The sequence below is a fragment of the Frigoribacterium sp. VKM Ac-2530 genome, assembly GCF_015350835.1.
GTDB lineage: Bacteria > Actinomycetota > Actinomycetes > Actinomycetales > Microbacteriaceae > Frigoribacterium.
On record NZ_JADKSE010000001.1, the window covers coordinates 904,353 to 922,919 of the forward strand.

Here is an 18,567-nt window from a genome sequence, read left to right on the forward strand (position 1 = left end):
GCCGTGGGACGCGGTGCCTGCCCGAGCGCCACGGTCAGCGCGCGTCGGCGGGGTCGCCGAGCGGCACGTCGGTCGCCTCGACCACGTCGGCGACGAGGTCGTACGCCGCCGTGACGGCCCCCGCCCCGGCGCGGCCCGCGAGGATGATCCGGTGCCCGAGGACGGGCCCGCTGAGGGCGTCGACGTCGTCGGGGACCACGAACGAGCGGCCGTTCAGCGCCGCCCACGACTTCGCGGCGCGCATCAGCTGGAGCGTCGCGCGGGGGCTCGCCCCGAGCCGGACGTCGGGGTGCACCCGGGTCGCCTGGACGATGCGCACGGCGTACCGCTCCACCGCCTCGGCGGCGTAGACGCCCCGGACCGCGGCGATCATGCGGGTCAGGTCGTCGAGCGAGACGAGGGGCTGCAGCACGTCGAGGGGACTCGTCCGCTCGCGCTGTCGGAGCATGCGCAGCTCGCTCTCGGCGTCGGGGTAGCCGAGCGAGATGCGGGCCATGAAGCGGTCGCGCTGCGCCTCGGGCAGCGCGTAGGTGCCCTCCATCTCGACCGGGTTCTGCGTCGCGACGACGAGGAACGGCTGCGGCAGGGGGTGCGTGATGCCGTCGACGGTGACCTGCCGCTCCTCCAGGCTCTCGAGCAGGGCGGACTGGGTCTTGGGCGACGCCCGGTTGATCTCGTCGCCGATGACGACGTTCGCGAAGACGGGGCCGGGGACGAACTGGAAGCCGCCCCGCTCCCGGTCGTAGACCGAGACGCCCGTGATGTCGCTCGGCAGCAGGTCGGGCGTGAACTGGATGCGCGTGACGGTCGCGTCGACCGCCTTCGCGAGCGCCCGGGCGAGCTGCGTCTTGCCGACGCCGGGGACGTCCTCGATCAGGAGGTGCCCCTCGGCCAGCAGGACCGTGAGGGCCGTGCTGATGGCACCGTCCTTGCCGTCGATCACCGTGGCCACGGCCTCGAGGATGCCGCGCGCCTTCTGCTGGACCTCGTCGAGCGACATCGGCGGGCCCGCGACCGCGGCCTCGGGCCTGCGGCGGTCGCGTCGAGCGTCGCTGCCGGGGGTGCTGGTCGTGGTCGTCGTCATCGTCGTCGTCTCTCGGGTGCCGGGCGTGATCTGGATCGGTCCGTGGTGCGTCGTGTCGTGTTCGGAGTGCGGTGCGGCGGAGGTGGGTCGGTGGGGTCGGATGAGCCGGTGGGGCCAGGCGAACCGGTGGGGCGGTGGGCCGCGTCGGTCAGCTCGTCGCGAGGTAGTCGGCGACGGCCGTCGGGACGTAGGGCCGCACGTCGCCGCCGAGCGACGCGACCTGGCGCACGAGCGAGCTCGAGACGTGGGCGTGGGCCGGGTCGGGCAGCAGGAAGACCGTCTCGACGCCGGCCAGGCTGCGGTTCATGATGGCCATCGGCGTCTCGTAGGCCACGTCGACCTGGGAGCGGATGCCCTTGACGAGGACGGACGCGCCGACCTCGGTGCAGTAGTCGACCAGCAGCCCGACGCTCCAGCTGTGCACCGAGACGCTGCTCGGCAGACCTGCGTCGCGGAGGGACCGCTCGAGCAGCGACACCCGCTTCGGGAGGGGAAGGAGGGCCGTCTTGTCGGGGTTGTGCACGACCAGGACGTGGACCTCGTCGAAGATGCCCGCAGCCCTCGCGATGACGTCGACGTGGCCGAGGGTGACCGGGTCGAACGACCCCGGGACGACGGCGATCCTGCTCATCCCGTCACCCTAGCCGGTGGCTCCCGGGAGACCGTCAGCCCGCCGCCATGAAGTCGCGGCTCGAGTCGTCGAGCCGGCGCGCGATGGCCGCGGCGAGCGCGGGGTGCTCCCCCAGCGACGGGTCGGCCTCGAGCAGCTCGGCCGCGTGCTCGCGGGCGGTGCCGATCAGGTCGCCGTCGGTCGTCACCCTCAGCAGGCGCAGCGACGACCGGCCGCCCGACTGGAGGCTGCTGAGGACGTCGCCCTCGCGCCGCAGCTCGAGGTCGACCTGGGCGAGCTCGAACCCGTCGAGGGTCGCGGCGACGGCGTCGACGCGCTCGCGTGCCGTGGAGTCGACGGGCGCGTGCGTCACCAGGAGGCAGAGGCCCGGGTGACCGCCCCGGCCGACCCGGCCGCGCAGCTGGTGCAGCTGCGAGATGCCGAACCGGTCGGCGTCGAGCACCACCATCGTCGAGGCGTTGGGGACGTCGACGCCGACCTCGATCACGGTGGTCGCCACCAGCAGGTCGATCTCGCCGCGGGCGAAGCGCTGCATGACGTCGTCCTTCTCGTCGGCCGACATGCGGCCGTGCAGCGGCTCGACCCGGGCGCCCGCGAGCACCGGCAACGAGCGGGCGAGGGCCGTGACGGCCTCGACGCTGGCGCGCTCGGGGGCAGGAGGCGCGCCTCCTGCGGTCCCGTCGGTCGCGGCGGAGCCCGCGCTGCCTGCCTCCGGTCCCCCGGCCTCGTGGGCCGGCTCGCCCTGCTCGACCGTCGCCGCGTCGATGGCCGGGCAGACGACGAAGACCTGGCGCCCCTTCGCGATCTCTTCTGCGGAGCGCTGCCAGATGCGGTCGGCCCAGCCGGGCCGGTCGGCGAGGGGCACGACGAACGACTCGATCGGCTGTCGGCCGGCCGGCAACTCGGTGATCGTCGACACGTCGAGGTCGCCGAAGACGGTCATCGCGACCGTGCGCGGGATCGGCGTGGCGGTGAGCACGAGCACGTGCGGCGGGGCCGCGCCCTTGCGGCGGAGCGCCTCGCGTTGCTCGACCCCGAAGCGGTGCTGCTCGTCGACGACGACGAGGCCGAGGTCCCAGAACTCGACGGCGTCGCTGATCAGCGCGTGGGTGCCGACGACGATCCGGGACTGCCCGCTCACCACCGCGAGGGTGGCCCCGCGGCGCTCGGCGGTGCTCATCTGCCCCGTCAGCAGCACGGGGCGCAGCTCGGCGGCGAGGTCGGGGCCGAGCGACCGCGCGATCGAACGGAGGTGCTGCCCCGCGAGCACCTCGGTCGGGGCGAGCAGCGCCGACTGGCCGCCGCTCTCGGCGACCGCCAGCATCGCGCGCAGGGCCACGAGGGTCTTGCCCGAGCCGACCTCGCCCTGCACGAGGCGGTTCATCGGGACGTCGGCCGCGAGGTCGCGGTCGATCTCGGAGCCGACGAGCACCTGGTCGGAGGTGCGCTCGAACGGCAGCGCCGCGTCGAGGCGCTCGAGCAGGCCGCCCGGCCGCGCCGAGCGCGCCGTCGCCTTCGTCGTGCGGAGCAGGGCCCGCTGCTGGAGGAGCGCGCTCTGCAGCACGAACGCCTCCTGGAACCGCAGGGCGTCGCGGCCCCTCAGGTGGTCTCTGTCCTTCTCGGGCCGGTGCACCAGCTCGAGGGCCTCGCGGAGCGGCACGAGCTCGAGCTCGGCCCGGACCGACGCGGGCACGGGGTCGTCGAGCGGAGGCAGCGTGTCGAGCACCACCTCGACCGACTTCTGCACCTGCCAGGACGCCACGGAGGCGCTGGCCGGGTAGATCGGGATCGGCTGCCGGGCGAAGGCCTGCGCCTCGGCGTCGCCGATGCCTGCGACGGCCTCGTGCGACGCGTCGAACAGCTCGTAGTCGGGGTGCGCCAGCTGCCGCAGGCCGCGGTAGTCGCCCACCTTGCCCGCGAAGATGCCGCGCGCCCCGGGGACGAGGTCGCGCGAGCGCCAGGCCTGGTTGAAGAACGTCAGGGTGAGGATGCCCTCGCCGTCGCCGATGCGCACCTCGAGGATCGACCCCCGCCGGGCCCGCATGGTGCGCTCGCGCACGTCGAGCACCTCGGCCACGATCGTCACGGACTCGCCGAGCGGCAGCGAGTCGAGCGCCGTCAGCTCGCCGCGCCGGGCGTAGCGCCGGGGGTAGTGCGACAGCAGGTCGCCGACGGTCCGCAGCCCGAACGCCTTCTGCATCGCCTGCGCCGTGCGGCCGCCGAGGGCGCTCGAGAGCGCGGCGTCGAGCGGCGACGGGTCGGGCAGGGGCGCGGGCACGTCCCCACGCTACTGCGCGCCCCCGACAGGGCCGGGTCGTCCGCGGAGCCGGCCCCACGTCTCAGAGCCGGAACGAGTACCCGCCGGAGGCGCGGGTCGACGCCGCGAGCGCGGTCACGTGCCGGTCGTCGTTCACCTCGAGCGCCCGCAGCTGCCGCGCGACCTGCCGTGCCGACTGTTTGCAGAACCCGATCGCCAGGTGGCGCTCGGCGTCGGAGTCGGCCCGCGCCTCCTCGAGGGCGACCGAGGCCCGCGACAGCACGGCCGTCTGCGCGTAGATGCCGGACGCCGCGTCGGCGAGGCGCTTCTGCACGAGCTGGGCCTCCTGGACGCGCTTGCCGTGCTTGCGGAGGGCGCCCTCGGCCCGCTCGCGCAGCTGGGAGACCTGCTCCCCCACCTGGGCCGCGGCGCGCGCGAGCTGCGGGTGCACGCCCACCGGCCGCTCGGGCCGGATCCGACGCTGCACCCGACCTGCCACGTACGGCGCCAGCACGCCCATCGCCCGGCCGGGGTCGCCGATGCTGAGCGAGGCGACGTCCGGGAGCTCCTCGCTGAGGGCCTTGAGCCCGTTGAGGGCGACGAAGGCGCGGAGGACGTCGTTCGCGCCCTCGAAGATCGGGAAGATGCGGAAGTCGCGCAGGGCCTTCGACAGCGGGTGCCCCTCCATGTACGCCTCGCCGCCGTGCAGCTGCACCGCGCGGTTGAGGGCGTACCAGCCGGTGTCGCTGGCGGTGACCTTCGTCATGGCCGACTCGAGCGCGAAGTCGGTGTCGCCGCGGTCGACGAGCCCCGTGGTCAGGTACGACATCGACTCGACGCCGTAGATCTGCTGCGTCATCCACGCGAGCTTGTCGCCGACCATCTCGAAGTCGGCGAGCGGCCTGCCGAACTGGTGACGCGCCTCCGTGTGCTCGAGGCTCAGCTCGAGGAACCGCTTCATGCCGCCCGCGATGGCCGTGCCCATCGACATGCGGCCGTTGTTCAGCGTGTTCACCGCGATGCGGAAGCCGTCGCCCGGCTCGCCGAGCAGGTTCTCGGCGGGCACCCGGACGTCCGTGAAGCGGACGCGCTGGAGATGGTTGGCCTTGAGGCCGTGCGTCTCGAAGCGCGGGCCCGTGCTGAGGCCGTCCATGCCCTTCTCGACGATCAGGGCCACGTGCCCGAGGTCGCTCTGGGCGAAGACCGTCAGGACGTCCTTGTCGCCGTTGCCGATCCAGCGCTTCTCGCCGTTCAGGAGCCAGCTGCCGTCGGCCTGCCGCTCGGCGCGGGTCTCGAGCGCGTAGGCGTCGCTGCCCACGTTCGGCTCGGTGAGGACGAAGGCCGCGAGCTTCCGTCCGCTCGCCAGGTCGGGCAGCCAGCGGGCCTTCTGGTCGTCCGTGCCGAAGAGGTGCAGCGGCTTCGTGCCGATCGACTGGTGCACGCCCATCACGGTGGCGAGGGTGCCGTCGACCCGGCCGAACTCCTCGTAGACGCGGCAGTAGGCGCTCTGGCTCAGCCCCAGCCCGCCGTACTCCTCGGAGACGAACAGGCCCATCAGCCCTCGCTCGCCCAGGGCCCGCACCGTGTCGTCGCCGATCCAGCCCTCGCGCTCGGCCCGCAGCGGGTCGTAGTCGGCCAGCACCTCGCGGGCCGACGCCGAGACCGTCTCGACCCTGGCTGCCTCGGCCGTGGACATGTGCGGGTACGGGAACGCCAGCTCGGACGCGATCCGCCCCGCGAAGAGCGACTTGGTGAACGAGGGCCTGACAGTACGATCGACGCTGGTCATGGGGGCGATCGTGCCCGGCGGGGTGCCGGCCGACAACTCGCTTGTGCGGGTCCCACGACCGGTCGCGCGCCTCCTCGGGGCCGCGTTGTCGACTTGCTCGAACGGCTGCCGCGATGGACCAGGATGGGGACGTGTCCCGCATCATCTCCGGCTTCGCCGACAACCTGACCCTCGCCGTGCCGAAGACGGGTACCCGACCGACGAGCGACCGGGTGCGCGAGGCGCTGTTCTCGTCGCTCGACGCCCGCGACGAGATCGCTGGTCGCCGGGTGCTCGACCTCTACGCCGGCACGGGCGGGCTCGGGCTCGAGGCGGCATCGCGCGGAGCGGCGTCGGTCGTCCTCGTCGAGAAGGCGCCGGCGGCCGCGAAGGCGCTGCGGAAGAACGTCGACGCCGTCGTGGGCCGCGCCCCCGCCGGACGGGCGCCGCGGGTCGACGTCGTCGCCCAGCCGGTCCGGTCGTACCTGAGCGGCGGCGCCGGACTCGTCGACCTGGTCTTCTTCGACCCGCCCTACGAGCTGTCGGCGGCCGAGCTGGCGGCCGACCTCGCAGCACTGCTCCCGTCGTTGGCCGAGGAGGCGCTGGTCGTCGTCGAGCGCGCCTCGCGCGACGGGGAGCCCGGCTGGCCCGACGGGCTCACGCTCGACGCCCGCAAGTCGTACGGCGACACGACGGTCTGGTTCGCGACGCGCGACGCCTGACGCCCGACGCCTGAGCAGCGACGGGGGCAGGTCAGCCCTGCTGGCCGGTCCAGAGGCGGTAGGGGTCCCAGCCGCCGGGCTCGCCGAGGTCGCGGCCGTCGACGGCGACGCGGGGGGCGCCTCCTGCGAGGTCCCGCACCGTGCCGAGCGGGCGGAAACCGCCCGGCAGGTCCGCGTCGGCCGGGAACGTCGCGAGCAGGGAGTGGTCCTCTCCCCCGGCCAGGGCGGCGTGCGGGTCGGCCCCGAGGGCGGCCGAGTCGAGGTCGAGCACGACGCCGGAGGCGCGGGCCAGCCGGGACGCGTCGAGCGCGAGGCCGTCGGACAGGTCGAGCATCGCCGTCGCCCCGGCGAGGGCCGCGGAAGGCCCGTCGGCGATCGGCGGCGTGGGCGCCAGCTGCCAGCCGACGTCGGCGTCGCGGTCGCGCACCTCACGGGCGAGGGCGGCGTCGGGGACGCCGTCGTGGTCGACGCCGAGGCGGAAGAGCAGGTCGAGTCCTCGGGCGGCCCGGCCGAGCGGGCCGGACACGGCGACCACGTCGCCGACGCGGGCACCGCCGCGCCGGACCGGGTCGTGACCGTCGAGGTCGCCGAACGCCGTGACCGCCACGGTGAAGACCGCGGAGACGGAGAGGTCGCCGCCGACGACGCCGCAGCCGGGCGCCATGGCCGCGCACGCGTCGCGGAGGCCGTCGGCCAGGCCCTCCAGGTCGGCCACGGGAGTGTCCCCGGGGACGGCCAGCGCGACCACGAGGGCGGTGGGCCGGGCGCCCATGGCCGCCACGTCGGAGAGGTTCGAGGCCGCGGCCTTCCAGCCGAGGTCGTGCGGCGTCGACCAGGCACGCCGGAAGTCGGGCCCGTGCACCATGAGGTCGGTCGTCACGACGAAGCGGCCGTCGGGCGCGGCGACGAGGGCGGCGTCGTCGCCCGGGCCGAGCTGCGTGTCGAGACCGCGGGGCAGGCGGGGCAGGATGCGCGCGAGGGTGGCCAGCTCGCCGACGGCCTCGACGGTGTCGGCGTTGTCGGCAGCGGCGGCGGTGTCTGCAGCGTCGGCGGTGTCGGCAGCGTCGAGAGACCCGGAGGATCGTTCCATGGGGTCGACGGTAGCCTGGCCGGGATGTCCGCTCCGTCCCGCCGCCTCCTGCGCCCCTCCCTCGTCGTCGCGCTCGGCGTCGTCGCCGCGTCGATCTTGTCGGGATGCACGGCCGCCGTGCCGATGCAGTCGGCCGACGGCGCGAACGAACCTGCCTGCGCCGACGTCGTCGTGCACCTGCCCGAGACTGTCGGGCCGGACTCCGACCCTCAGCAGCGGCGGGAGACCGACGCGCAGGGGACGGGAGCCTGGGGCACGCCCTCGACGGTGCTGCTGCGCTGCGGCGTCGAGTCCCCCGCGGTCTCCGATCTGCCGTGCAACCCCATCCAGGGCGTCGACTGGCTGTCGGACGACGGCCCGGAGGACGGCGACACCTTCACGTTCACGACCTACGGGCGCACGCCCGCCGTGCAGGTCGTCGTGAGCGCCGAGGTCGGCAGCACGGCCCTCTTCGACCTCGCCGACGCCGTCGGCTACCTGCCCGAGGACGGCCGCGGCTGCGTCGGCGTCGAGGACCTGCCGAGCGTCGGCGACCCGGCCGACACCTCGACCGACGTGCCGTCGACCGACGTGCCGTCGGAGACGCCCGCTCCCTGAGCCGGCCCACGGCCCCGCCGCCTGGCTCGCCATCCGGCCGCTGGTCCGTCGCCCCGGCGAGCCGCCACTACTGCACCGGCTTTCGTACACTGCACCGGGTCTAGACGCGGTGCAGTGTACGAAACCCGGTGCAGTGCGGGGACCCGCTACGGCGTACGCCGCAGGTCGCTCCGGCGCGGGCGACGAACGGCCCGCTCAGCGGTCGGTCGCGAGCCCCAGCTCGACGAGCTCGGTGATGAGCTCGGGGTAGCTCAGGCCGCTCGCGAGCCAGCAGGCCGGGAACATCGAGATCGGCGTGAAGCCGGGCATCGTGTTGACCTCGTTGACGACCCAGCCCCCGTCGGTGAGGAAGAAGTCGACCCGGGCGAGCCCGGTGCCGTCGATCGACTCGAAGGCGAGGGCGGCGAGCCGCTGCATCTCGGCCAGCTCGCCCTCGGACAGGGGCGCCGGGCACAGCAGGTCCGCGCCCGCCCCGCCCAGGTACTTCGACTCGAAGTCGTAGAAGGTCTCGTCGCTGAGCACGATCTCGCCCGCGACCGAGGTGCGCGGGGCTCCCCCGTCGCGTCCGCCGAGCACCGCGCACTCGATCTCGCGGCCGACGACGCCGGCCTCGACGAGCACCTTGTGGTCCTCCGCGAGGCCGACCTGCATGGCGGCGGCCAGCTGGTCCGGGCGGTCGACGCGCGAGACGCCGACGCTCGAGCCAGCACGGGCGGGCTTGACGAAGAGCGGGAAGCCGAGCGAGGCGACCTCGGCGGCCACCGCCTCCGGGGCGCTCGTCCACTCGGCCCGACGGACCGTCCGCCACGGGGCGACGGCGATCCCGGCCTGCTGCAGCACGGTCTTGGTGAAGTGCTTGTCCATGCCGACGGCCGACGCGAGCAGGCCTGCGCCGACGTAGGGCAGCCCGACCAGCTCGAGCAGGCCCTGCACGGTGCCGTCCTCGCCGAACCGGCCGTGCAGGATGGGGAACACGACGTCGACGTCGCCCAGCAGGCGGACCCCGCCGTCGGGCTCGACGACGCTCAGCCCTCGGCTCGCGGCGGTCTCGGGCCAGCGCACGCGGGTGCCGTTGTCGCGCACCTCCGGGAGCGACTCGGCGTCGAGGGCGAAGAGGGCCGCGTCGTCGGGCTGCAGCGTGAAGGCGCCCTCGCGGGTGATGCCGACGGGCACCACCTCGAATCGGTCGCGGTCGATCGCGGCGAGCACGCCCCCGGCGGTGGCGCAGCTGATCGAGTGCTCGCTCGAGCGGCCGCCGAACAGGACGACGACGGTCTGCTTCTCGGCGGGCGCCGGAGCCTCGGTCGCAGGGGCCGCGGTCGTGGCGGGGGTGGTGGTGGTCATCGAGGGGCCCTTCGGGTGGTTCGGCGCCGCCTGACCGCGTGAGCAGGCAGGAGGCGCGGGTCGCGTCCGTGACGGACGCCGCGCCTCCTGCCGCTACTCGCCCTGGGGCTCGTCGGTCTCGGTCAGGTGCGGCGCGATGTTCCGCGGGTCGAGCGTACCGGCGAGCACCTCGGCGACCTGCTGCACGATGGGCATGTCGACCCCTCGCGAGCGAGCCAGCTCGAGGATCGGCGCGACCGAGCTCAGCCCCTCGGCCGTCTGGTTCATCTGCCGGACGACGTCGCCGAAGGCGTAGCCCTGGCCGAGGAGGCGGCCGGCCGTGTTGTTCCGCGAAAGCGGCGACTCGCACGTCGCGATGAGGTCGCCGAGGCCCGCGAGCCCCGCGAGCGTCTCGGCCTTCGCCCCGAACGAGACGGCGAACGAGGTCATCTCGGCCAGGCCGCGGGTGATGATCGATGCCTTCGTGTTCTCGCCGTAGCCGACCCCGTCGACGATGCCGATGGCGACCGCGATGAGGTTCTTGAGGACCCCGCCGAACTCGGTGCCGATCACGTCGGTGTTCACGAACGACCGGAAGTACGGGTTGGTCGCGGTGGCGGCGACGAGCGTCGCGGTCTCGAGGCTCTGCGACGAGACCACGGCGGCGGTCGGCTGGCGCTTCGCGATCTCGAGGGCGAGGTTCGGGCCCGAGGCGACGGCGATCAGGTCGGGGTCGATGTCGAGTTCCTGCTCGATGACCTGGCTCATGCGCAGGCCGGTCGCCTTCTCGACGCCCTTCATGAGGCTGACCACGGGGACGCCGCGCGGGACGAGCTCACGGACCGCGGCGAGGTTCTCGCGGAGGGTCTGGCTGGGTACCGAGAGGTAGACCTGCTCGGCACCACGGAGCGCCGCGGCCACGTCGGGCGTCGCCACGAGGGTGCGGGGCAGGTTGATGCCCGGCAGGTAGTCGCTGTTGCGCTTGCTCTCGGTGATCTCGCGCGCGACCTCGGGACGCCGGGCCCAGAGGGTGACGTCCGCCCCGCCCTCGGCGAGGACCTTGGCGAACGTGGTGCCCCAGCTGCCGGAGCCCAGCACGGCCACCGTGCGGGGCACGGCGCTGCGCATCACGACCGAGATCGCCTCCGTGGTGACGGCGCCCTCGCCGAGGGCCCCGATGGCGTCCTCCCTCGTCCCGGCGCCTCGACCGGCGTCGCCGGTCACGTCGTGGCTGCCGTCGTCACGGCTGCTGTCGTCACGGCTGCTCAAAGCGTCCGGTCTCCTTCTGATGCTTCGTGTGCGGGTCCCACCGCTCGGCGGGCGCCTCCTCCTCGCGGAGGCCGGCCAGCAGCTCGGTGATGCGCTGCATGACGAGGGCGGTGGCCTCGGTGTACGCGGCCTGGTCGAGGTGGCGGCCCCGCCACGGCGACAGGTCGACGGGGTCGCCGATCGCGGCCACGATGCGCTTGCGCGGGAACAGGCTGATCTTCGCCGAGTAGCGGCCCATCACGTGCTGGCTGCCCCAGTGCGCCATCGGGATGAGCGGCACCCCCGCCTGGAGGGCGAGCCGGACGGCGCCGCTCTTGCCCTTCATCGGCCAGAGGTCGGGATCGCGGGTCAGCGTGCCCTCGGGATAGATGATCACTCCCCCGCCGCTGCTCGCGAGGGCGCGCCCCGCCTGCAGGGGGTCACTGTCGTGCGTGCGGCCGCCGCGCTCGACCGGCACGTGGCCCATGGCGCGCATCAGCGAGCCGAAGACGGGCACGCGGAAGAGCGACGCCTTGGCGAGGAACCTCGGCACGCGCCCGATCGTCCACATCAGGCGTGCGACGACGACGGGGTCGATGTTCGAGTAGTGGTTCGGCGCGAGCACGAACGCGCCCTCGGCCGGGAGCTTCTCCGCGCCGCGCACCTCGATGCGGGCGAGCCCGTCGAAGAGCGGGGCGCCGACGGCGGCGACGCCCCGGAACACGGCGCTCTTCTCCTTGCCGCGACCGAGGCGGCCGACCCGGCGGGGCGTCTGGACGAGGGGCGCGTCGACGCCGCCGGCCGGCGGGGTCGGCGAGGAGGCGTCGCTCACGTCGCGATCAGCCCTGGAAGTCGAAGTCGGCGCCCAGCTTGCGCAGCTTCGCGATGAAGTGCTCGTAGCCGCGGCTGATGATGCCGACGTTGCTGATCTTCGACTCGCCCTCGGCCGTCAGCGCGGCGATGAGGTGGCTGAAGCCGCCGCGCAGGTCGGGGACGCGGATGTCGGCGCCGTGCAGGGCGGTCGGGCCGTTGATGACGGCCGCCTGCTCGAACTCACGACGGGCGACGCGGCGGTCGTGGCCCGGCAGGCCCTCTTTGTGGACGGTGATGTCGGCGCCCATGTCGTTCAGCGCCTCGGTGAACTGGAAGCGGTTCTCGTAGACCGTCTCGTGCACGATCGAGGTGCCCTGCGCCTGGGTCAGCGCCACGATGAGCGGCTGCTGCCAGTCGGTCATGAAGCCGGGGTGCACGTCGGTCTCGACGACGACGGGCTTGAGCTCGCCGCCGGGGTGGAAGAAGCGGATGCCGTCCTCGTGGACGTCGAAGTCGCCGCCGACCTTGCGGAAGACGTTGAGGAACGTCATCAGGTCCTTCTGGTCGGCGCCCTCGACGAAGATGTCGCCCTTGGTCGCCAGTGCGGCGCTCGCCCAGCTGGCGGCCTCGTTGCGGTCGTTGATGGCCCGGTGCGTGTAGCCGCGGAGCGTCTTCACGCCCTCGATGAAGATGACGCGGTTCGGCTCGACCGAGACGATGGCGCCCATCTTCTGCAGGATGGCGATGAGGTCCATGATCTCGGGCTCGATCGCCGCGTTGCGGAGCTCGGTGACGCCGTCGGCGAGCACCGCCGTGAGCAGGACCTGCTCGGTCGCGCCGACGCTCGGGTAGGGCAGCTCGATGTTGGCGCCCTTGAGGCCGTCGGGCGCGGTCAGGTGGATGCCGTTGTACGACTTGTCCACGACCGCGCCGAAGGCCCGGAGCGCGTCGAGGTGGAAGTCGATGGGACGGTCGCCGATGCGGCAGCCGCCGAGGTCGGGGATGAACGCCTCGCCCAGCCGGTGCAGCAGCGGGCCGCAGAAGAGGATCGGGATTCGGCTCGAGCCCGCGTGCGCGTCGATCTCGGCGAAGTGCGCCGACTCGACGTTGGCCGGGTCGAGGATCATCTCGCCGCGGGCCGGGTCGGTGATGCGGACGCCGTGCACCGACAGCAGGCCGCGGACGACGTTGACGTCGCTGATGTCCGGGACGTCGCGCAGAATGCTCGGGGTGTCGCCGAGCAACGCGGCGACCATCGCCTTCGTGGCGAGGTTCTTCGCCCCGCGCACCTCGATGCGACCGATCAGCGGCTTGCCGCCGCGGATGACGATCTCATCGGACTTCAGGCCGACACGGGCCCCTGCAGCTGCTGCGTCTTGGACGAGAGAGTTCACTTACTTCACCGGCAATGTCTTCGGGCGCCAGGCGGCGCGGCGGGTTTCGAATTCTGTGATCGCGGCTTCGTCGCGGAGGGTCAGTCCGATGTCGTCGAGACCCTCGAGGAGGCGCCACTTAGTGTAGGCATCGACCTCGAACGAGACCGTGAGGTCGCCGACCGTGGCGGTCTGCGCGGCGAGGTCGACCGTGATCTCGATGCCGGGGCTCGCCTCGACGACCGCCCAGATCCGCTCGATGTCGTCCTCGGCCACGACGGCGCTCAGCAGGCCCTGCTTGCCCGAGTTGCCCCGGAAGATGTCGCCGAAGCGCGAGCTCAGGACGACGTCGAAGCCGAAGTCGCGGAGGGCCCAGACGGCGTGCTCCCGGCTCGAGCCGGTGCCGAAGTCGGGGCCGGCCACCAGCACCCGGGCGCCCTGGTACTCCGGGCGGTTGAGCACGAAGTCCGGGTCCTGGCGCGCCGAGAAGAAGAGCGCGTCCTCGAAGCCGGTCTTGGTGACCCGCTTGAGGAACTCGGCCGGGATGATCTGGTCGGTGTCGACGTTCGAGCGCTTGAGGGGCGCGGCCACGCCGGTGACGACGGTGAACTTCTGCACTAGGACGCGCCTCCTGCGGTCTGGCCTGCCAGCTCGGCGGCGACCTGGTCGTGGATCGGGGTCGCCGTGGCGTCGCCGGCTCCGGCTCCGGCAGCGGCGCCACCGGCGCCCGCCTCGTCGGCCGACAGGTCCCACGGGGACGACAGGGTGCCGCGGACGGCGGTCGCGGCGGCGACGAGCGGCGACACGAGGTGCGTGCGCCCGCCCTTGCCCTGGCGGCCCTCGAAGTTGCGGTTCGAGGTCGACGCGCACCGCTCGCCCGGGGCGAGCTGGTCGGGGTTCATACCGAGGCACATCGAGCAGCCGGCGAAGCGCCACTCGGCGCCGAAGTCGGTGAAGACCTTGTCGAGGCCCTCGGCCTCGGCCTCGAGCCGCACGCGGGCCGAGCCCGGCACGACCATGACGCGGACGCCCTCGGCCTTGGTCTTGCCCTGCACGATCGACGCGAACGCCCTCAGATCTTCGATGCGGCTGTTGGTGCACGAGCCCATGAACACGGCGTCGACGGGGATCTGCTTCATCGGCGTGCCGGCCTCGAGGGCCATGTACTCGAGGGCGCGCTCGGCGGCGGCGCGCTCGTTGGGGTCGACGACGGTCGAGGGGTCGGGCACGGAGTCGCTCAGCGACACGCCCTGGCCCGGGTTCGTGCCCCAGGTCACGAACGGCTCGAGCGAGTCGGCGTCGAGGAACACCTCGGCGTCGAACACGGCGTCGTCGTCGGTCGGGAGGGTCTTCCAGTAGGCGACCGCCTCGTCCCAGTCGGCGCCGGTCGGGGCGTGGTCGCGGCCCTCGAGGTAGTCGAACGTGGTCTGATCGGGGGCGACCATCCCGGCACGGGCGCCGGCCTCGATCGACATGTTGCAGATCGTCATGCGCCCCTCCATCGAGAGGGCGCGGATCGCGCTGCCGCGGTACTCGAGCACGTAGCCCTGGCCGCCGCCGGTGCCGATCTGGGCGATGACCGCCAGGATGATGTCCTTCGCCGTCACGCCGGGCCGCAGCGTGCCCTCGACGGTGACCGCCATCGTCTTGAAGGGCTTGAGGGGCAGGGTCTGCGTCGCCATGACGTGCTCGACCTCGCTCGTGCCGATGCCGAAGGCCATCGCGCCGAACGCGCCGTGCGTCGAGGTGTGCGAGTCGCCGCAGACGACGGTGATGCCCGGCATGGTGAGGCCGAGCTGCGGCCCCACGACGTGGACGATGCCCTGCTCGGCGTCGCCGAGCGGGTGCAGGCGGACGCCGAACTCGGCCGTGTTGCGGCGGAGCGTCTCGATCTGCGTGCGGCTGGTGAGGTCGGCGATCGGCTTGTCGATCGCGAGGGTCGGGGTGTTGTGGTCCTCGGTGGCGATCGTCAGGTCGGTGCGCCGCATCGGCCGCCCTGCCTGCCGGAGCCCGTCGAAGGCCTGCGGGCTCGTGACCTCGTGGAGGAGGTGGAGGTCGATGTAGAGAAGGTCGGGGGCGCCGTCCTCGCCCTTGACGACGACGTGGTCGTCCCACACTTTCTCGGCAAGCGTCCTGCCCACGGGCACGCCCCTCTCCTCGGGTGTCTCGGTCGGAATGATCGTCGAAGTCTACGCCAGCGCCTCCTGGCCCCTGCCCGACGTGCTGCGGGGTGCAACGCGGCCGCGGGCTCGGCATTCCCCCGGCGAGCGTCGCGGGCGAGGTCTCCGAACACGAGGTGGGCGCGCGGCACCTCGCGGGTCCTGACTGGTACCAGGTCCCCCGCCGTGCGGCGGCGGGTCCGCCCGACGAGGAGGTCGACCGAGCATGGTGCGAGACGACGCTCCCTGGCTGCCGGCCCGTCCCGGCGCGGGCCGTCGCGCCGACGCGCCGGAGGCCGGCGCGGCGCAGCCCGTCTCCCTTGCGTCCGGCTCCCGCACCTCCCCTGCCGTGCCGCACGAGGAGGCGCCCCGACGGCGACGCCGGACGACCGCCTCCTCGTCGTCCCGCCTGCGCTCCGCCTACCTCGCCCTCGCCCTCGCGACCACGGCCGTGCTCGTCGTCGGGGTCGCGGTCGTCCCCCGCTACGGCAGCGGCCCGGCGTCCGGCACGCCCGTCGCGGACGAGCTGCGACGCCTGCCGACGGACGCCGCGTGGACGCTGGACCTCGCCGGCCTCCTCGCGCCCGACGTGCCCCCGAGCTGCGTGCACGTCTGGCCCTCCGCCGCCGTGGACGGTCTCGTCGCCGTGGGCACCTCGGTCGACCTCGAGACCGACGACGCCGCGTCCTCGACCGGCTGTCGCCGCGCCGCCGTGTCGGGGAACACGAGCCGCGTGGCGCTCGTCGAGGCCAGGACGGGCCGCGTCCGCTGGGTGCACGACCTCTCGGCGGACGTGCCCGACGCGGACGCCCTCGCCATCCCGGCGACGCAGGTCGTCCCGGCCGCCGGCCGTGTGCTGGTCCAGGTCCAGACCTCGGGCGGCGCCGCGCAGGTCGCGCTCGACCTCGACGGCGGCGACTCGCAGGAGGTGGCGCGCGGGCGCCGCGACCTGCCCGCCGTGAGCGTCGCCGCCGTCGGGCGCCTGCAGCTCCGGGCCGTCGGCGGCACCGACGACGCGTCGAGGCGCTTCTCCCTCGTCGACGCGGGCGACCTCACCGAGCCCGTCTGGCAGGGCCGGGCCGACGTGGGCACCACTCCCCTGCTGCTGGAGTCGGGCGTCGTCGTCGAGGCGGACGGCCGCAGCTCGTTCGTCGACGGCCGGACCGGCGCGACGCGTCCGCTCGAACGGGGCCGGGGCCGGGGCACGACCCTCGAGACGGCCGCCGTCGGCCCGGCCGGCGATGGCTCCCTCTACGTGGTCGAGCGAGCGGGACGGTCCCGCCCGACCGTGTCGGCCGTCGACCCGCTCGGCGACCGGCGGTGGACGACCGCCGTCGAGGCAGGCGCCCTCGACGTGACGGAGCGGTGCGTCCTCGCCCTGTCGTCCGACGCCTCCTCCGTCACCTGCCTCGACCGGGGAGACGGGCAAGTGCTCTGGACGCGCGACCTCGGCGGCCCCGCCCGGGTCGTGCCCGTGCCGGGGCAGTCGCGGGACGACGTCTGGGTCGTGGCGCAGCGCGACGACGGCCCCGAGCTGGCCGCACTCGACGTGTCGGACGGCTCGCGCCGGGTCGCCCTGCCGCTCGGCCCGGCCGACGAGGTGGTCGCCTCGTCGCGTACCGTCGTCTACGTCGAGACGGACGACTCGGGGACCAGCCCCGACGCGGTCAGCGCGTACGACGCGTCGAGCGGACGCCGCCTCTGGACGTCGACGTCGACCGGCCGCGTCGCGTTCTGGGGCGGCGCCCTCGTCGTCGTGGACGACTCCGCGGCAGCCTCCCGCCTGGTCGACCGCACCCGCGTCGGGAGCACCTCGTGACGGCCCCGCGCGCTCCGTGGCAGCCCTCGCGGCCGAGCGCCGCGGTGGTCTGGGAGAAGCCGACGACCGGGGAAGGGACGACGGCTGCCGAGGAGGCGGACGGGCAGCGGGTCCCACCGCCCCCGGGCAGCACGACCGGCAGCCCGTCGGGGAGCCCGTCGGGCCGTCCGGCCGCGCCGGGCCCGCGCTGGTGGCGCCGTCTCGCGCCCGGCCGCCGCCTCGCCCTCGGCTACCTCGCCCTCGTCGTCGCCGCCGTGGCGGTCACCGCCGCGCTCGTCCCCGGCCAGCCGGTGTACGGCGGGCTGTCGCCCTGGCAGGGCACGTCGACCGTCGACCTGCGGGAGGCGCCGACCGCCTCCGGCTGGACCGTCGACCTCGCCGGGGCGCTCGCCCCCGGTGCACCGGCCCTCTGCCTGCGGTTCCCGTCGGTCCCGGTCGGCGACGACGGCCTCGTGCTCGTCCGCGCCGCACCGGCCTGGACCTACGGCTTCGCCAACGACGCGGGTTGTGGCAGCGACACCCGGCAGGTCGGGTCGCGGGTCGGGCTGCTCGACCCGAGGGACGGCCGCATGGCCTGGGTGCACGACGCCCGGGACGACTTCGCGGACCTGGGCGACCTCGACGGTGCCGAGGTCGTCTCCGCCTCGACGATCGGACCGGCGGGCGACCCCGACCGCCTCCTGCTGCGCGCCTCGGGCGGCGCCCTCTCGAAGCTCGTGGCGCTGGACCCCGCGACGGGTCGGGTCGTCGACGGCTCCGCGCCGTGGACGACGACGGACAGCGACCAGTTCCAGTCGGAGGGGCGCGTCGTCCTCACGGGACGCCAGCCGTCCGCGGGCGGCGCCTACCGGTACGAGGTCCGGGACGCGGACGACCTCGGGCACGTGACGTGGCGAGGCGCCGGCACGACGACGGGCGTGGTCCTCGCACTGCCGGACCGGGCGCTGGTGTCGACCCCGGACGGCACGGTGGCCGTCGACCCGCGGACGGGCCGCGAGCACGACTGGGGCACACGGCTGGACGCCCTGGTCGGCCCGCTCGTGCACGACGACCTGATCGTGTCGCCCGCCGGCCGATCGGGGGGCTTCACGGCCGTCGACCTCGACGGGCGGACCCGGTGGACGACCTCCCCCGACGTGCAGGGGGCGCCGAGCGCGGCCCGCACGTGCCTCGTCGTCACCGACGTCGCGGACGACCGCGTCAGCTGCGTCGACTGGGACACGGGCGAGACCCGCTGGAGCCACGACCGCCGGGGAGCGGTCAGCGTGGACGGCCTCGCCGGCCAGACCGACGACGACCTCTTCGCGGCGGCGACCGCCGGGGACGACGGGTCGCTCGCGCTCCGCGTGCTCGACGGGGCGGACGGGGCCACGACCTCGGTCGTCGAGCTGCCGGGAGGCGCGGTGCCGGCGGCGACCGGACGCACCGTCGGCTACGCGTTCGCGTACGGCAGCTCGGGCGGGCGGTCGACGGTCGTCGCCTTCGACCGGTCGTCGGGCGAGCGGCTCTGGGTCTACCAGGGGAGGCTGCAGGTGTCGTTCTGGGGCGGCGTGCTGGTCGACGTCGACGTCGACGGCGTGGCGCACGAGCTCACCGGACCGGCGGCGACCGAGGTCGTCGCGCCCCGGTGGTGACGACGACCCTGTTCGAACGCGTGTTCGAACGATCGGCTAGGCTGAGGGG

General features: G+C 74.0%; 15 protein-coding genes. 4 read left to right on the forward strand and 11 right to left on the reverse strand.

From position 1 onward, the window contains the following. Nucleotides 1-34: 34 nt before the first annotated feature. From ITJ48_RS04115 to ITJ48_RS04130, 4 genes are all read right to left on the reverse strand, one after another. A complete protein-coding gene (locus tag ITJ48_RS04115; RefSeq protein WP_123547275.1) occupies nt 35-1,000 on the reverse strand; it encodes a MoxR family ATPase in 966 nt (321 codons plus the stop codon). Between the two features lie 232 nt (nt 1,001-1,232). Beyond that, nucleotides 1,233-1,715, reverse strand: a complete 483-nt coding sequence (coaD, locus tag ITJ48_RS04120; RefSeq protein WP_133737745.1) for a pantetheine-phosphate adenylyltransferase — start codon at nt 1,713-1,715, stop codon at nt 1,233-1,235. Between the two features lie 34 nt (nt 1,716-1,749). Continuing rightward, nucleotides 1,750-3,993: an ATP-dependent DNA helicase RecG gene (locus ITJ48_RS04125; RefSeq protein ID WP_370544773.1), complete on the reverse strand. Its 2,244-nt coding sequence runs from the start codon at nt 3,991-3,993 to the stop codon at nt 1,750-1,752. Between the two features lie 61 nt (nt 3,994-4,054). After that, nucleotides 4,055-5,761 carry an acyl-CoA dehydrogenase family protein gene (locus tag ITJ48_RS04130; protein ID WP_194612503.1) on the reverse strand — a complete coding sequence of 569 codons (1,707 nt, stop codon included), beginning with the start codon at nt 5,759-5,761 and terminating at the stop codon, nt 4,055-4,057. 131 nt (nt 5,762-5,892) lie between these two features. Here ITJ48_RS04130 and rsmD point away from each other — a divergent pair, with 131 nt between their 5' ends. Then, complete coding sequence (rsmD, locus tag ITJ48_RS04135; protein ID WP_194612504.1) at nt 5,893-6,462, forward strand: 16S rRNA (guanine(966)-N(2))-methyltransferase RsmD; 570 nt, start codon at nt 5,893-5,895, stop codon at nt 6,460-6,462. A gap of 31 nt (nt 6,463-6,493) precedes the next feature. Here rsmD and thiL read toward each other — a convergent pair whose 3' ends face one another. Continuing rightward, the gene (gene thiL / locus ITJ48_RS04140; RefSeq protein WP_194612505.1) at nt 6,494-7,552 is read right to left on the reverse strand and encodes a thiamine-phosphate kinase; all 1,059 of its coding nucleotides are present in this window, start codon (nt 7,550-7,552) and stop codon (nt 6,494-6,496) included. 24 nt (nt 7,553-7,576) lie between these two features. Between thiL and ITJ48_RS04145 the strand changes: the two genes are divergently transcribed. Continuing rightward, the gene (locus ITJ48_RS04145) at nt 7,577-8,149 is read left to right on the forward strand and encodes a DUF3515 domain-containing protein (RefSeq protein ID WP_194612506.1); all 573 of its coding nucleotides are present in this window, start codon (nt 7,577-7,579) and stop codon (nt 8,147-8,149) included. 195 nt (nt 8,150-8,344) lie between these two features. Here the strand turns inward: ITJ48_RS04145 and ITJ48_RS04150 are convergent, their stop codons facing one another. From ITJ48_RS04150 to leuC, 6 genes are all read right to left on the reverse strand, one after another. Further along, nucleotides 8,345-9,493, reverse strand: a complete 1,149-nt coding sequence (locus tag ITJ48_RS04150) for a D-alanine--D-alanine ligase family protein (RefSeq protein ID WP_194612507.1) — start codon at nt 9,491-9,493, stop codon at nt 8,345-8,347. 93 nt (nt 9,494-9,586) lie between these two features. After that, on the reverse strand, nt 9,587-10,600 hold the full coding sequence (locus ITJ48_RS04155; RefSeq protein WP_194613338.1) for an NAD(P)H-dependent glycerol-3-phosphate dehydrogenase: 1,014 nt from the start codon (nt 10,598-10,600) through the stop codon (nt 9,587-9,589). 127 nt (nt 10,601-10,727) lie between these two features. Then, the gene (locus tag ITJ48_RS04160) at nt 10,728-11,552 is read right to left on the reverse strand and encodes a lysophospholipid acyltransferase family protein (RefSeq protein ID WP_194612508.1); all 825 of its coding nucleotides are present in this window, start codon (nt 11,550-11,552) and stop codon (nt 10,728-10,730) included. Nucleotides 11,553-11,559: 7 nt separating this feature from the next. Continuing rightward, nucleotides 11,560-12,927 (reverse strand): UDP-N-acetylglucosamine 1-carboxyvinyltransferase, encoded by a 1,368-nt coding sequence (gene murA, locus ITJ48_RS04165; protein WP_123546459.1) that lies wholly within the window; start codon nt 12,925-12,927, stop codon nt 11,560-11,562. After that, a complete protein-coding gene (gene leuD, locus ITJ48_RS04170; protein ID WP_123546460.1) occupies nt 12,928-13,524 on the reverse strand; it encodes a 3-isopropylmalate dehydratase small subunit in 597 nt (198 codons plus the stop codon). Beyond that, complete coding sequence (leuC, locus tag ITJ48_RS04175) at nt 13,524-15,047, reverse strand: 3-isopropylmalate dehydratase large subunit (protein ID WP_370544850.1); 1,524 nt, start codon at nt 15,045-15,047, stop codon at nt 13,524-13,526. Before leuC ends, leuD begins: the two co-directional genes overlap by 1 nt. A 244-nt stretch (nt 15,048-15,291) precedes the next feature. Here leuC and ITJ48_RS04180 point away from each other — a divergent pair, with 244 nt between their 5' ends. Together ITJ48_RS04180 and ITJ48_RS04185 are read left to right on the forward strand one after the other, a co-directional pair. After that, nucleotides 15,292-16,884: a PQQ-binding-like beta-propeller repeat protein gene (locus tag ITJ48_RS04180; RefSeq protein ID WP_194612509.1), complete on the forward strand. Its 1,593-nt coding sequence runs from the start codon at nt 15,292-15,294 to the stop codon at nt 16,882-16,884. Further along, complete coding sequence (locus tag ITJ48_RS04185; protein ID WP_194612510.1) at nt 16,881-18,518, forward strand: PQQ-binding-like beta-propeller repeat protein; 1,638 nt, start codon at nt 16,881-16,883, stop codon at nt 18,516-18,518. Before ITJ48_RS04180 ends, ITJ48_RS04185 begins: the two co-directional genes overlap by 4 nt. Nucleotides 18,519-18,567: the final 49 nt, after the last annotated feature.

What these genes read in the sequence shown, in the direction of transcription:
- ITJ48_RS04115 (WP_123547275.1), bottom strand. Translation starts at nt 1,000, where the DNA reads ATGTCGCTCGACGAGGTCCAGCAGAAGGCGCGCGGCATCCTCGAGGCC.
- coaD (WP_133737745.1), bottom strand. Translation starts at nt 1,715, where the DNA reads ATGAGCAGGATCGCCGTCGTCCCGGGGTCGTTCGACCCGGTCACCCTC.
- ITJ48_RS04130 (WP_194612503.1), bottom strand. Translation starts at nt 5,761, where the DNA reads ATGACCAGCGTCGATCGTACTGTCAGGCCCTCGTTCACCAAGTCGCTC.
- thiL (WP_194612505.1), bottom strand. Translation starts at nt 7,552, where the DNA reads ATGGAACGATCCTCCGGGTCTCTCGACGCTGCCGACACCGCCGACGCT.
- ITJ48_RS04145 (WP_194612506.1), top strand. Translation starts at nt 7,577, where the DNA reads ATGTCCGCTCCGTCCCGCCGCCTCCTGCGCCCCTCCCTCGTCGTCGCG.
- ITJ48_RS04150 (WP_194612507.1), bottom strand. Translation starts at nt 9,493, where the DNA reads ATGACCACCACCACCCCCGCCACGACCGCGGCCCCTGCGACCGAGGCT.
- ITJ48_RS04155 (WP_194613338.1), bottom strand. Translation starts at nt 10,600, where the DNA reads ATGCGCAGCGCCGTGCCCCGCACGGTGGCCGTGCTGGGCTCCGGCAGC.
- ITJ48_RS04180 (WP_194612509.1), top strand. Translation starts at nt 15,292, where the DNA reads ATGGTGCGAGACGACGCTCCCTGGCTGCCGGCCCGTCCCGGCGCGGGC.